Origin of the sequence: Microbispora sp. H10670 (genome assembly GCF_014161385.1) — a bacterium.
GTDB lineage: Bacteria > Actinomycetota > Actinomycetes > Streptosporangiales > Streptosporangiaceae > Microbispora > Microbispora triticiradicis.
In genome coordinates this window covers 111,128-124,862 of sequence record NZ_JABBWW010000005.1, presented here as the reverse complement: position 1 = coordinate 124,862, position 13,735 = coordinate 111,128, and the positions used below count along the sequence as shown (strand labels likewise).

Genomic DNA, 13,735 nt, shown 5'->3' with positions numbered 1-13,735 from the left:
TCCTCCTGTGACTTCTTCTGAGACATCCGCCGCCGCACGGATCGACGCCCACCACCACCTGTGGGATCTGTCCCGGCGCCCCCAGACCTGGCTGGAGCCGCCGCAGATGGCTCCGATCCACCGCGACTTCACCGTCGCCGACTACGACTCGGCCGCGGCCGGGGCGGGCGTCGGCCGGTCCGTGCTCGTGCAGGTCCTGCCCGACGCCGAGGAGACGCGCGAGTTCCTGGCGCTGGCGGCGGACTCGCCGACCGTCGCCGGGGTGGTGGGATGGGCCGACCTGACCCGGCCCGATCTCGCCGCCGAGCTCGCCGCCCTGGCCGCCTCGCCCGGCGGCGGCCTGCTGCGCGGGATCCGCCACCTGGTGCAGGGCGAACCCGACCCGCGCTGGCTCGCCAGGGACGACGTGCGCGCCGGGCTGCGGGAGGTGGCGGCGGCCGGGCTCGTCTACGACCTGCTCGTCGTGCCGCACCAGCTGCCCGCCGCGATCGAGACCGTGCGCGCCCTGCCGGAGCTGAACTTCGTCCTGGACCACCTGGCGAAACCTCCGGTCGCGACCGGAGAGGTCGAGCCCTGGGCGGGGCTCGTCCGCGAGCTCGCCGCCGAGCCCAACGTGACGGCCAAGCTCTCCGGCCTGATCACCGAGGCGGTCTGGGACGACTGGGACGCCGCCGCCCTGCGGCCGTACGTCGACGTGGCGCTCGACGCGTTCGGCCCCGGCCGCCTGATGTTCGGCTCCGACTGGCCGGTCTGCCTCCTCGCCGGCTCCCTTTCCCGCTGGTCCGAGACCGTCTCGGCGCTGCTCGCGGAGGCCGGGCTGCCGGCCGCCGAGCGCGAGGCCGTCTTCCGGGGCACGGCGGCCCGGGTCTACGGCCTGAAGGACTGAGCGATAGACCCTATTCATCCCATGAAACATCTGTATGGCACATCCTCGGGATGAGGCGGACCGTGGGTCCTCATGTGCTCATACAGCGGGAGATGTACGTTTCGCGGCTCCCGCCGCCGTGTCCGCGGGCCTGCCGGGACACCCGGCCCGGCAGGCCAGTTCCGTAGGAATCTTCTGACGAGGGGCGATGCCCCCTGCCGCGTCCGGCACCCCTCGGCCGGGCGTGGCGGGCCTGCGGCGCGTGCCGCCCTCCCGGCTCGGCGGCGGTGCCGGCGCTTGACGGTGGAAGGGGCGGTTCGTACTGTCCGCCTGTCGGATAGATCCCATGTCTCCGGCAGGCGCCCCCGGTTCTGGAAGCGCACCACGCCACCGTTCGACCGGCGTCCGTCCGACAGGCCCCGGCCGCGCGGACGGACGCCGTCGTGTGTTGATCCCACGTTTCTTGATTGTTACTGCGGACAACAAACGTTACCGTCCTGTGTCTTTCACCACCTGGGCTTTGGGCTTACGTTGTCTCAAACAACATTCCCTGGAGCGGTGAACGCCGTGACCCGGCCACTGCCGTACCGGGTGGCCGGAGCGCCTCGACCCCGAAGGATCTGCGAAGACGTCGGGAAGGCGCGGGCTCGGCCGCACCCCCTCATAGACCCCCAGTCAGAGAAAGGACCCACGCATCATGCGCAAGGGGATCCTCAGCATCGGCGCCGCCGCCGCGGCGCTCACCCTCGGTCTCACCGCCTGCGGGGGCGAGAGCGGTGACACCTCCGCCCAGAGCGGCAGCAGCGCCGCGCCCTCCGCCGCGGACAACGCCAAGGCCGGCAAGATCGGCGTCATCCTCCCGGACAGCAAGTCGTCCGCCCGGTGGGAGACCGCCGACCGCAAGTACCTGGAGGAGGCGTTCAAGACGGCGGGTGTCCAGTACGACATCCAGAACGCGCAGGGCGACAAGTCCGCCTTCCAGACGATCGCCGACCAGATGATCACCAACGGCGCCACCGTTCTGATGATCGTCAACCTCGACAGCGGCACCGGCAAGGCCGTGCTCGACAAGGCCAAGTCGCAGGGCGTCGCCACGATCGACTACGACCGCCTCACGCTGGGCGGCAGCGCGGCCTACTACGTGTCGTTCGACAACAACAAGGTCGGCCAGCTGCAGGGCGAGGGCCTGGTCAAGTGCCTGACCGACAAGAAGGCCGACAAGCCGATCATCGCCGAGCTGAACGGCTCGCCGACCGACAACAACGCCACCCTGTTCAAGGAGGGCTACGACAGCGTCCTCAAGCCGAAGTACGACTCGGGCGACTACAAGAAGGGCCCGGACCAGTCGGTTCCGGACTGGGACAACACCCAGGCCGGCACGATCTTCGAGCAGATGCTGACCCAGGAGCCGAAGATCGCCGGTGTCCTGTCCGCCAACGACGGTCTCGGCAACGCCGCGATCTCGGTGCTGAAGAAGCAGAACCTCAACGGCAAGGTCCCGGTCACCGGCCAGGACGCCACCGTGCAGGGCCTGCAGAACATCCTCGCCGGCGACCAGTGCATGACGGTCTACAAGGCCATCAAGAAGGAGGCCGACGCCGCCTCCCAGCTGGCCATCGGCCTCGCCAAGGGTGAGCAGCCCTCGGTGAGCGGCTCCGTCAAGGACCCGGAGGGCAACCGGGACGTGCCGTCGGTGCTGCTGGACCCGCAGGCCATCTACTTCGACAACGTCAAGGACGTCGTCGCCGACGGCTTCGTCACCAAGGACGAGCTGTGCACCGGCGACTTCGCCGACAAGTGCAAAGAGGCCGGTATCAGCTAACCCACCCCACCCACCGGGTGCGTACGGCGGCGCGAACCCCCCAGGGGTGACCGGCTGAGCCGCGACGAGCACCGTGCGGGGCGCCCCTTCCAGGGCGCCCCGCACCGCTCGGAGCGGCGAGAGGCGGCCCCGAGGACGGCGCCGTACCGGCCCATAGATCTACGGAGAAGCCCATCGTGTCCCAGGGACCGATCCTGGAACTGCGCGGCATCAACAAGAGCTTCGGCCCCGTGCAGGTCCTTCACGACGTCGCCTTCTCGGTCCATCCGGGAGAGGTGACCGCACTGGTCGGCGACAACGGCGCCGGCAAGTCAACGCTGGTCAAGTGCATCGGCGGAATCCACCCGATCGATTCGGGCGAGTACCTCTTCGAGGGCGAGCGGGTCCACGTGAACGGGCCCAGGGACGCCGCGGAGCTCGGCGTCGAGATCGTCTACCAGGACCTCGCCCTCTGCGACAACCTCGACATCGTGCAGAACATGTTCCTGGGCCGCGAGCGCAAGAGCGGGCTCGTCCTGGACGAGGACACGATGGAGGAGATGGCGGCCAAGACCCTGGCCGGGCTCTCGGTGCGCACCGTGAAGTCGCTGCGCCAGCACGTCTCCAGCCTCTCCGGCGGCCAGCGGCAGACGGTGGCCATCGCCAAGGCCGTACTGTGGAACAGCAAGGTCGTCATCCTCGACGAGCCGACCGCCGCCCTCGGCGTGGCGCAGACCGCCCAGGTGCTGGAGCTGGTCCGCCGCCTGGCCGACAAGGGCCTCGCGGTGGTGCTCATCTCGCACAACATGAACGACGTCTTCGCCGTGTCCGACCGGATCGCGGCGCTCTACCTGGGACGGATGGCGGCCCAGGTGAAGGCCTCCGAGGTGACCCACTCGCAGGTCGTGGAACTCATCACCTCCGGGCGCAGCGGGGAGCTCGGCATCGGGAACGGCATCGGAGCGGCATCATGACAACCGAAACGCTCCCCAAGCAGGAGAACGCCGACTCCGCGATCGGCACGCACGTCAGGGGCTACGTCGAGCGGGTGCGCGGCGGTGAGCTGGGCGCGCTCCCCGCCGTCTTCGGTCTCATCATCCTGTGCGTGGTCTTCTCGGTCCTGCGGCCGTCGTTCCTGTCGGCGCTGAACTTCGCCAACCTGTTCACCCAGGGCGCGGCGGTCGCCGTCATCGCCATGGGCCTGATCTTCGTGCTGCTCCTCGGCGAGATCGACCTGTCCGCCGGCTTCGCGAGCGGCGTCTGCGCGGCGGTGCTCGCCGTGCTGCTGACCTTCCAGGGCTGGCCCTGGTACCTCGCGGTGCTGACCGCGATGGTCACCGGCGCGGTCATCGGCCTGGTCCTCGGGTCGCTGGTGGCCAAGCTCGGCATCCCGTCCTTCGTGGTCACGCTGGCCGCGTTCCTCGCCTTCCAGGGCGTCGTCCTGCTGCTGGTGAAGAACGGCACCAACATCTCGATCCGCGACGAGACGATCCTCGCGATCGCCAACAAGAACGTGCCGCCGGCCGCCGGCTGGATCGCCACCGCCGTGGGCGTCGCCGCCTACGCCGCCATCCAGTTCGTTCAGGCGCGCCGCCGGGCCGCGCGCGGCCTGGTCGCCGCGCCCATGGCGGTGATCGCCGCCCGCGTCGCGGCGCTCGCCGTCATCGCGGGCGCCGCGGTGTACATGCTCAACCTGGAGCGCAGCCGTACGGCCATCGTGTCGCTCAAGGGCGTGCCGATCGTCGTCCCGCTGATCGTCATCCTGCTGATCGTCTGGACCTTCGTGCTGCGGCGCACGGCGTACGGCCGGCACATCTACGCCGTCGGCGGCAACGCCGAGGCCGCCCGCCGGGCCGGCATCAACGTGGACCGCATCCGCATCTCCGCCTTCGTCATCTGCTCCTTCATGGCCTCGATCGGCGGCATCATCGCGGCGTCCCGGGCCAACTCGGTCGACCCCAACACGGGCGGCAGCAACGTGCTGCTCTTCGCGGTGGGCGCGGCCGTCATCGGCGGCACCAGCCTCTTCGGCGGCAAGGGCCGGGCGCTCGACGCGGTGCTCGGCGGCGCGGTGGTCGCGGTGATCGAGAACGGCATGGGCCTGATGGGCTACAGCGCCGGCGTCAAGTTCGTCGTGACCGGCTCGGTGCTGCTGCTCGCCGCGGGTGTGGACGCGCTGTCCCGCAAACGCTCGGCGGCCACCGGCCGCTGACAGGGCGGGCTCCGCTCTCCGATCACGTCCCAGAGGCCTTCCGGGCCTCTGACCCCCACCCCCCCACGGAAGTCCGAGGCCGTTCCGATGATGCGCGCAGGTCCCTCACAGGAGGAGATCCGCAAGCACAACCTCGGGACGCTGCTGCGGCACGTCCACGTGGGAGGGCCCACCTCGCGGGCCGAGCTGACCTCGCTGATGGGGCTCAACCGCAGCACCATCATGGCCCTGACGGCCGACCTCACGGCGGCCGGGCTGGTCCGGGAGGAACTGCCCAGGGACACCGGAAGGGCGGGGCGGCCGTCCCTGGTCGTCCGCCCGGAGACGGCCCGCGTCTACGTGCTCGCCTTCGACGTGGGGGTGGACCGGCTGGCCGCCGCCCGCATCGGCCTCGGCGGCGTGATCCTCGACCGCCGCGAGACCAGGCGGGAGCGCGGGCCCTTCGACCTGGCGCAGGTCGCGGGCACTCTGGCGGGCTTCGCCCGGCAGATGCGGCGCCGGACGCGGGAGGACACGATCTGCGTCGGCGCGGCCGCGGGGGTCTCCGGCGTGGTCCGCCGCTCCGACGGCGTGGTCAGGCTCGGGCCGAACATCGGCGCGGTGGAGACGCCGCTGCGGGAGGAGCTGACCCGGCGCCTCGCGCTCGGCATGCCGGTGGCGGTGGGCAACGAGGCGAACCTCGGCGCGCTCGCCGAGCACACCCGCGGGATCGGGATCGGCTGCCGCGACCTGGTCTACCTGCACGGAGACGTGGGCATCGGCGGCGGCATCATCGTGAACGGCCAGCTTCTCGGCGGGCACGGCGGGTACGGCGGCGAGGTGGGCCACATGGTGGTCAACCCCGACGGCCGCCGGTGCGGCTGCGGCTCCCGCGGCTGCCTGGAGGCCGAGGTGGGGGAGCCCGCCCTGATGGAGCACGCCGGCCGGTACGGCGAGATGATCGGCAGGGACGCGGTGCGGGCGGTGGTCGACGCGGCGGACCGGGGCGACGTGCGGGCCCAGGAGGCCCTCGCCCACGTGGGCGGCTGGCTCGGCCTCGGCGTCGCCAACCTCGTGAACGTCTTCAACCCCGAGATGGTCGTCTTCGGCGGCATCCTCAGGGAGATCTACCTCGGCTCGGCGGCCCAGGTGCGCAGCCGGATCGCCACCGGGACGCTGTCGGCGGCGCGGGAGCGGCTGCGGTTGCGCACCACGGCGCTGGGCGACGACGCGACGCTGATGGGGGCCGCCGAGCTGGCCTTCACGCAGGTGCTCGCCGACCCCCTGGAGGCGCTGTCGCGTCTCGGCCCCGCCTGAGAGGGACTGACCGACTGTCAGGCGGTCGTCCGGGCGGGGGCGCTGAAGGTGTCGCACGCCTTCGGGCCGTTGCCGATCCAGCCGCGCTTGAGCCAGTAACGGATGCTCCGGGCCTTGCCGTGCGCGGCGTCGCCGGTGATCCAGTCGAGCTGCTCCTCGAAGTCGAACTCGTCGCGGCCGAGGGAGTGCCACACGCTGCCGATGAAAGCGCCGGAGAAGCACTCGGCCTGAAGCTCGACGCGGCGGGTGAGGTCGTAGGCCCGCTTCTTGCTCACCGTGCGGTAGCGCCGGTAGACCTCCGGCAGGATGCCGGCGCGGTCCTGCGCGTAGTGGCCGTACTCGTGGGCGATGACCGTGAACAGGTTGAACTCGGTCGGGTCGGACAGCTGCGACTTGTACAGCAGGATCCACATGGTGTCGTTCTTGGGGCAGTACATGCCCGCGGCGTAGCCCGCCGGGTACTTGCCGCAGCCCGTCGGCACGCTCTTGGTGATGTAGCGCACCTTCGGCGGGGAGAACCTCAGCCCGGCCTGCCGGAACTCCTCGGCCCACGACTTGTTGAGGCAGTCGAGCAGGTGGTCGAGGTAGACCCGGTAGGTGTCCAGGTCGTCGGGGCGGCGGGACAGCTCCGAGCATTCGGGGAAGTCGAACTCGCCCGTCTTGTAGAGGGGGTTGGCCGTCAGCGCGGCCTGGCCCCTGGGCATGGGCCGGGCGGCCTTGCCCGGGGACGCGCCCGCCGTGCCGGCGAGGGAGAGGACGGTGGCCGCCGCCGTGGCCGCGACGGCGGCAGCGCGGAGGCTTATGCGAATCATGAGTGGGCATCCCCAGCGGACAGAGAAACAGGGTCACAGAAGGTGGCGAGGGGCTCGAACGCCTCAAAGCGGACTCCCTCGCGAGATCATGAGAGTAGGGCAGGAGGCCGCGACGGGTAAAGCGGAATAGATGTCGTTACGGAGAAGGTCTGTGGAGGTTCAGTGCGACCCCTGGTAACACCCGGCCTCCGTCGAACTAGACTCGATCCGTTCGATGGCGAGCGGGAAGGATGCACGGTGGGGATTCTGGAGACGATCAAGGACCCGCTCGACGTGAAGCGCCTCGAGGCCGGGCAGCTGCCCGCGCTGGCGGAGGAGATCCGCGACGTGCTGGTCTCCACCGTCGCGCGGACCGGCGGCCACCTCGGCCCCAACCTGGGGGTGGTCGAGCTGACCATCGCCCTCCACCGGGTCTTCGACTCGCCCCGCGACCCCATCCTGTTCGACACCGGCCACCAGTCGTACGTGCACAAGCTGCTGACCGGCCGGGCCGAGCGGTTCGGCACCCTGCGGCAGGAGGGCGGCCTGTCGGGGTATCCCAGCCGGGCCGAGTCCGAGCACGACTTCATCGAGAACTCCCACGCCTCCACCGTCCTGTCGTACGCCGACGGGCTCGCCAAGGCGTTCGTGCTGGGCGGCGAGACCGACCGCACGGTGGTGGCGCTGATCGGCGACGGCGCGCTGACCGGCGGGATGGCCTGGGAGGCGCTGAACAACATCGCCGGGCGCAAGGACCTGCCGCTGATCATCGTGGTCAACGACAACGGCCGCTCCTACTCGCCGACGATCGGCGGCCTCGCCTCGCACCTGTCGTCCCTGCGGATGACCCAGGGGTACGAGCACGTGCTGGAGCTCGTGAAGAACAACCTCGGCCGGGTCCCGGTGGTCGGCACGCCGCTGTACGACACGCTGCACGGCATGAAGAAGGGCCTGAAGGACATCCTGACCCCGCAGGCCATGTTCGAGGACCTCGGGCTGAAGTACGTCGGCCCGATCGACGGCCACGACGAGGGCGCCGTGGAGGCGGCCCTGCGCCGCGCCCGGGGCTTCCGCGGGCCCGTCATCGTGCACGTGCTCACCCGCAAGGGGAACGGCTACGCGCACGCGGAGAACCACGACGAGGACTGCTTCCACTCGCCGCAGCCGTTCGACGTCGAGACCGGCGAGGAGCGGCCCAGGCCGCACAGCTGGACCAACGTCTTCGGCGACGAGATGGTGAAGATCGGCGCGGAGCGGAAGGACGTCGTCGCGATCACCGCGGCGATGCTCCACCCCACCGGCCTGGCGGCGTTCGCCGAGGCGTACCCGGACCGGACCTACGACGTGGGCATCGCCGAGCAGCACGCCCTGACCAGCGCCGCCGGGCTCGCGTTCGGCGGTCTCCACCCGGTGGTCGCGGTCTACGCGACCTTCCTCAACCGGGCCTTCGACCAGCTTCTGATGGACGTGGCGCTGCACCGGCAGCCGGTCACGGTCGTGCTCGACCGGGCCGGGGTGACCGGTGACGACGGGCCGAGCCACAACGGCATGTGGGATCTGTCACTCCTCCAGGTCGTCCCCGGGCTGTCGGTCGCCGCCCCCCGCGACGGCGCGCGGCTGCGCGAACTGCTGGCCGAGGCGGTCAGGATCGAGGACGGCCCCACGGTGGTCCGCTTCCCCAAGGGCGCGCTGCCCGCGGACGTCGACGCGGTCGGCAAGCTCGGCGAGATGGACGTGCTGCGCGCCGGGGACGCCGACGTGCTGCTCGTCGCGGTCGGCCCGATGGCGGAGCTCTGCCTGGAGGCCGCGACCCTGCTCGACGCGCAGGGCATCTCGGCCACGGTGGTCGACCCGCGCTGGGTGAAGCCGCTCGACAAGGCCCTCGTGCTCGCCGCCTCGGCGCACCGGCTGGTCGCGGTGGTGGAGGACAACGGCCGGGTCGGCGGCGTGGGCGACGCCGTGGCGCGCCTGCTGCGCGACGCCGACGTGGACGTGCCGGTGCGGACCTACGGGGTCCCGCAGCGGTTCCTCGACCACGCCAAGCGGGCCAAGATCCTCTCCGACGTCGGCCTGACCGGGCAGGACCTCGCCCGCCAGATCACCGAGGCCGTCGCGCGGCGCTCGCAGGTGATGGAGAGCCACCCGGCCAGGTTGGTACATCCGACTGACTGATCACCATGCGTAATACCGGTACGACCGGGAAGTCTGCAGGTCATCGACGTGAGGAGCCTGCGGATGAACGTTTTCCGGACGAAACCGGTAGAACAGTCCATCGAGGACGCCGAGGGCGGCGAGCACCGGCTCAGGCGCACGCTGAGCGCCCTCGACCTGACGGTCTTCGGCGTCGGGGTCATCGTGGGCACCGGCATCTTCGTGCTGACCGGCGTCGCGGCGCGCAACACGGCCGGCCCGGCGGTCGCGATCTCCTTCGTGGTCGCCGGGGTCGTGTGCGCCCTCGCGGCCCTGTGCTACGCAGAGTTCGCCGCCACGGTCCCGGTCGCCGGATCGGCCTACACCTACGCGTACGCCACGATCGGCGAGTTCCCGGCCTGGATCATCGGCTGGGACCTGATGCTGGAGCTGGCGCTCGGCGCGGCGGTGGTCGCCTCGGGCTGGTCGGGCTACTTCGCCTCGCTGCTGAAGAACTTCGGCATCGATCTGCCGCCGTCCCTCGCCGGTGACCACGCCGTCTTCAACATCCCGGCAGCCGTGATCGTGCTCCTGCTGACCGGGGTGCTGGTGGCCGGGATCAAGATGTCGATCAGGTTCAACGGCGCCATGGTGGCGATCAAGCTGGCCGTGGTGCTGCTCGTGATCATCGCCGGGCTGTTCTACGTCAAGGGGGGCAACTACCAGCCGTTCGTCCCGCCGGCGCACCAGCTTCCTCCCGACGAGGGGCTGAAGGCGCCCCTCATCCAGGTGCTGTTCGGCGTGCAGCCGGTCGCCTACGGAGTCTTCGGCGTCTTCACCGCCGCGGCGCTGGTGTTCTTCGCCTACATCGGCTTCGACGTCGTGGCGACCGCCGCCGAGGAGACCCGCCGCCCGCAGCGCGACCTGCCCATCGGGATCATCGCCTCCCTCGTCGTCTGCACGATCCTCTACGTGGTGGTCTCGCTCGTGGTCGTCGGCATGCAGCACTACTCCGAGCTCAGCGAGTCGGCCCCGCTCGCCGACGCGTTCCGGTCCGTGGGCCAGTCCTGGATGGCGACCCTGATCAGTGTCGGGGCCATCGCCGGGCTCACCACGGTCGTGATGACCCTCATGCTCGGCCAGAGCCGGGTGCTGTTCGCGATGTGCCGCGACAGCCTGCTGCCCCGCTCCCTCGCCCGGGTCCACCCCAGGTTCCGCACGCCGTACCGGATCACCGTCGTCATCGGCGTGGTGACCGCGCTGCTCGCGGCGCTGATCCCGCTCAGCGCGATCGCCGAGCTGGTGAACATCGGCACGCTGTTCGCGTTCGTGATCGTCGCGGTCGCGGTGGTGATCCTGCGCAGGACCCGTCCCGACCTGCCGCGCTCCTTCCGCACCCCGCTGGTGCCGCTGGTGCCGATCGCCTCGGTGCTGGCCTCGGCCTACCTGATGCTCAACCTGCCGGTGGAGACCTGGATCCGCTTCTTCGTCTGGATGGCCGTGGGCACGGTCGTCTACTTCCTGTACGGATACCGGCGGAGCCGGGTGGCGAATCCTAGGAGTAAGCCGGGGGAGCCAGCCCTCGGACGATGAGCACGACGCCGACGGCGGCCAGCAGCACGCCGCTCGCGCCGAGCAGCAGGCGGTAGCCGCGGGGGGTCAGCCGGTGCCTGCCGGCCCCCACCGCCCCCGCCAGCGCCACCTTGGAACCGACCAGGACCAGGTAGAAGGCCCCGGTGAAGCCCAGCGCGTACGCCGGGGCCCGGTCCCAGGCCGCGACGTACACCGGCGAGCCCACCGCGATCCAGAACAGCCAGGGGTGCGGGTTGAGCAGGTTCACCACCACCCCGCGCAGGATCTCCCGCGCCGAGGACGGCGCGTCCTCGCCGGGCCGGGGCGGCAGCGCCGTACGGGCCTCGCGCAGCGTCTCCACACCCAGATAGACCACGTAGAGGCCACCGCACACCGACAGCACGCGCAGCAGCGCCTCCGGCAGCGCCCCGACGGCCGTCACGGCGAGCAGCACCACGGGCAGGTCCGACAGCAGCGGCACGCAGGCCAGGCGCACGCCCGCGCGGAAGCCGCCGCGCAGGCTGGCCGTGATGACGAGCGTCAGCAGCGCCCCGGGCATGACGCCCGCCCCCAGCCCCAGGCTGAGCCCCATGAGTAGTTCTGGCACATGACCTCCAGATTTGTCCGCACGAGAGGCTATCGGCGGCCGGCACGCGGCCCTGCCGGTGATCCGCTCGTCGGTGGTGTCCGGCTGTCCCGGCCTGCAGGTCGACGGGTGCGACGCCCGTGACCTCGTGAGCCACGGGGAACGGCATCCCGAACGATCTACCGATATGGCGGTTTATCAATTACCTTGACTTGGTGCAAAGGTGATCGATAACAGTGCCGGCGATAAAGGAGTTTCGGGATGACGTTATTCCGTCACGGCGGCGTGCGGCCCGGGGGGACGCGCCGGCTTCCGGCGGTGATCGCCGCCGGGGTCGTAGCGATCGCGGCGGTCCTGGTCGCGCCCCTCGTGCCCCTCTTCGCGCCCGGGCCGGCGGCGGCGGACACGCCGTGGCTGAACGTTTCGGACGACGGCTACCTGTCGATCAGCATCCCGGCGGCCTCCATCGAGGCCAAGGTGGGCCCGGTGTCGGAGGTGGCCGTCGAGGGGAACTTCGGCCCCTCCTCCGCGTGGGCGGAGTACGGCCTCACCCGCCGCGGCGACGTCTGGTGGGGGGCCCTCGGCCCGCTCAAGCCGGGCCTGTACTCCTACCAGGTCACGGGTGACATCACCAAGGGTCTCAAGGATCCGACGAACGCCACCAGCGTGGCGTCCAAGCCTCTGTGGAGCACCTTCCTCGTCGCGGGCGACTCGGCGCGTCTGCTGGCGGACGCGCCCGGAGGGCAGGGCGGCAAGGTCGGGACCCTGACCTACCGGGCCGGGACGCAGGAGCGGTCGGCGCTCGTGTGGACCCCGCCGGGGTACCCGGCCAAGGGCGGCAGGCCGCTTCCGGTGCTCTACCTGCTGTCCGGCCCGGACAGGAGCGCCACCGACTGGCTCGACCTCGGTCGTGCCAAGCAGATCCTCGACAACCTGTCGGCCGGCGGTTCCATCGAGCCGATGGTGGTCGTGATCACCGACGGTCGCGGGCCGGACGACGACAAGGACCTCAAGGACCTCCGCAAGGCCGTCGGGGACGCCTACCGCGTCCATCACGACCGGGAGCACCAGGCGATCGCCGGTGTGTCCGAGGGCGGGACGCGGGCGCTGCGGGCCGCCCTGACCAGGCCGGACGACTTCGCCTACGCCGGCTCGTTCTCCGGTCTGCTGACGGGTCCTCTGCCGGACGCGAAGGCGGTCAACCGCGACCTCAGGCTGCTGCGCCTGTACACCGGGAACGTGACCGACCCCGCCTACAACGCCACCGTCCGCCTGACGAAGGCGCTGGACCGCGCCGGTGTCAGGTACGAGTTCGACGGGGTCAACCCCGACGCCGGGGGGAACTGGACCGCCTGGCAGGAGAACCTGGCCGACTTCCTCCCGCGGCTGTTCCGCAAGGCGCCGGATCACGGTCCGAGCGCCGGTCACGAGCGGCTCAAGGGCGAGTTCCACCCGCCGAGGCCCGGCACGACTCCGACGCCGTTCGTGACGAAGGACGGCTTCGTCACCTTCGAGACCACGACGGACTTCAAGAACGCCCAGCACGTCACGGTGTGGGCCAACGACGCTCCCGGCGGGAGCTGGCTGCGCGTCCCGATGTCCCGCGACGGCGACCGGTGGCGGGTGACCATCGGTCCGCTGGACCCGTGGTTCTACTACTACCAGTGGATCGTGGACGGGGTCTCGGTCAAGGACGTGTCGAACCCGACGAAGGTGACCTCCGAGCCGAAGTGGAGCACCTTCCTCATCCCCGGTGAGCGGTCGCGCCTGCTGTCGGACGTCCCCGCCGGCCGGGGCGGAAAGATCGAGAGCCTGACGTATCCGAGCACCGTCGCGAACCAGGACCGGACCGCGCTGGTGTGGATCCCACCCGGATACGACGCCGGCCGGGCGGAGCCGTATCCCGTCCTCTACCTGCAGCACGGCAGCGGCCAGAGCTACACGGACTGGGTGGAGATGGGACGCGCCAAGCAGATCCTCGACCACGAGTTCCTGGACGGGAAGCTCGTGCCGATGGTGGTCGTGATGGGCGACGGCAACGTGCCCGACTTCGGCAAGGAGCTTCTCGACAACATCGTTCCGGCGGCCCGCGCCCGCTACAACATCTCCAGCGATCCGTCGCAGCAGGCCCTGGCCGGTCTCTCGATGGGCGGGGTGCAGACGCTCGGGGTGCTCAAGGCGTATCCGGGCCGGTTCGCCTACATCGCGGCGTTCTCGGCCTGGTTCGGCAGCGGCGACGGCGTCGACGCGGAGGCGATCAACAAGGGGACCAGGATGCTGCGCCTGTACGTCGGCGACCAGACCGACTTCGTGCAGCCGTTCTTCATGGCGTCCCTGCCCACCTTGGACGGTCTCGGCATCCACTACGAGTTCGACGGGGTGACCCCCGGGCCGCACGGCTGGGACGTGTGGCAGAAGAACCTCATCGACCTGGCGCCACGTCTGTTCAGGCGCTGACCCTCGGCTCCACGCGGCGCGGTCA

The 13,735-nt window shown here is 70.6% G+C and carries 10 protein-coding genes; 8 read left to right on the top strand and 2 right to left on the bottom strand.

Features of this window, described 5'->3' with window-relative positions; genetic code table 11:
• The first annotated feature begins 7 nt into the window (after positions 1–7).
• The 5 genes from HHX33_RS09650 (at position 8) to HHX33_RS09630 (ending at position 6,174) form a co-directional block, all read left to right on the top strand.
• The gene (locus HHX33_RS09650; RefSeq protein ID WP_310741282.1) at positions 8–886 is read left to right on the top strand and encodes an amidohydrolase family protein; all 879 of its coding nucleotides are present in this window, start codon (positions 8–10) and stop codon (positions 884–886) included.
• A 676-nt stretch (positions 887–1,562) separates the two neighbouring features.
• Positions 1,563–2,687, top strand: a complete 1,125-nt coding sequence (locus HHX33_RS09645) for a sugar ABC transporter substrate-binding protein (protein ID WP_182874261.1) — start codon at positions 1,563–1,565, stop codon at positions 2,685–2,687.
• A 176-nt stretch (positions 2,688–2,863) separates the two neighbouring features.
• Entirely contained in the window at positions 2,864–3,640 is a 777-nt protein-coding gene (locus HHX33_RS09640; protein ID WP_111698043.1) for an ATP-binding cassette domain-containing protein, read from the top strand.
• Positions 3,637–4,878: a sugar ABC transporter permease gene (locus tag HHX33_RS09635; RefSeq protein ID WP_182874260.1), complete on the top strand. Its 1,242-nt coding sequence runs from the start codon at positions 3,637–3,639 to the stop codon at positions 4,876–4,878. The genes HHX33_RS09640 and HHX33_RS09635 overlap by 4 nt, the downstream gene beginning before the upstream one ends.
• Positions 4,879–4,968: 90 nt before the next feature.
• A complete protein-coding gene (locus tag HHX33_RS09630; RefSeq protein WP_111698095.1) occupies positions 4,969–6,174 on the top strand; it encodes an ROK family transcriptional regulator in 1,206 nt (401 codons plus the stop codon).
• Positions 6,175–6,191: 17 nt separating this feature from the next.
• Here the strand turns inward: HHX33_RS09630 and HHX33_RS09625 are convergent, their stop codons facing one another.
• Positions 6,192–6,986 carry a neutral zinc metallopeptidase gene (locus HHX33_RS09625; protein ID WP_138459985.1) on the bottom strand — a complete coding sequence of 265 codons (795 nt, stop codon included), beginning with the start codon at positions 6,984–6,986 and terminating at the stop codon, positions 6,192–6,194.
• Positions 6,987–7,223: 237 nt separating this feature from the next.
• Between HHX33_RS09625 and dxs the strand changes: the two genes are divergently transcribed.
• Positions 7,224–9,137, top strand: coding sequence for a 1-deoxy-D-xylulose-5-phosphate synthase (gene dxs / locus HHX33_RS09620; protein WP_182874259.1), 1,914 nt, complete (start codon positions 7,224–7,226; stop codon positions 9,135–9,137).
• Between the two features lie 63 nt (positions 9,138–9,200).
• Positions 9,201–10,688: an amino acid permease gene (locus HHX33_RS09615; RefSeq protein WP_310741281.1), complete on the top strand. Its 1,488-nt coding sequence runs from the start codon at positions 9,201–9,203 to the stop codon at positions 10,686–10,688.
• On the opposite strand, the gene HHX33_RS09610 is transcribed toward HHX33_RS09615, so the two are convergent.
• The gene (locus HHX33_RS09610) at positions 10,651–11,274 is read right to left on the bottom strand and encodes a LysE family translocator (RefSeq protein WP_182874258.1); all 624 of its coding nucleotides are present in this window, start codon (positions 11,272–11,274) and stop codon (positions 10,651–10,653) included. The genes HHX33_RS09615 and HHX33_RS09610 overlap by 38 nt on opposite strands.
• Positions 11,275–11,514: 240 nt before the next feature.
• Between HHX33_RS09610 and HHX33_RS09605 the strand changes: the two genes are divergently transcribed.
• Positions 11,515–13,710, top strand: coding sequence for an alpha/beta hydrolase (locus HHX33_RS09605; protein WP_182874257.1), 2,196 nt, complete (start codon positions 11,515–11,517; stop codon positions 13,708–13,710).
• The last annotated feature ends 25 nt before the right edge of the window (positions 13,711–13,735 follow it).

What these genes read in the sequence shown, in the direction of transcription:
- HHX33_RS09645 (WP_182874261.1), top strand. Translation starts at nt 1,563, where the DNA reads ATGCGCAAGGGGATCCTCAGCATCGGCGCCGCCGCCGCGGCGCTCACC.
- HHX33_RS09635 (WP_182874260.1), top strand. Translation starts at nt 3,637, where the DNA reads ATGACAACCGAAACGCTCCCCAAGCAGGAGAACGCCGACTCCGCGATC.
- HHX33_RS09630 (WP_111698095.1), top strand. Translation starts at nt 4,969, where the DNA reads ATGCGCGCAGGTCCCTCACAGGAGGAGATCCGCAAGCACAACCTCGGG.
- HHX33_RS09625 (WP_138459985.1), bottom strand. Translation starts at nt 6,986, where the DNA reads ATGATTCGCATAAGCCTCCGCGCTGCCGCCGTCGCGGCCACGGCGGCG.
- HHX33_RS09615 (WP_310741281.1), top strand. Translation starts at nt 9,201, where the DNA reads ATGAACGTTTTCCGGACGAAACCGGTAGAACAGTCCATCGAGGACGCC.
- HHX33_RS09605 (WP_182874257.1), top strand. Translation starts at nt 11,515, where the DNA reads ATGACGTTATTCCGTCACGGCGGCGTGCGGCCCGGGGGGACGCGCCGG.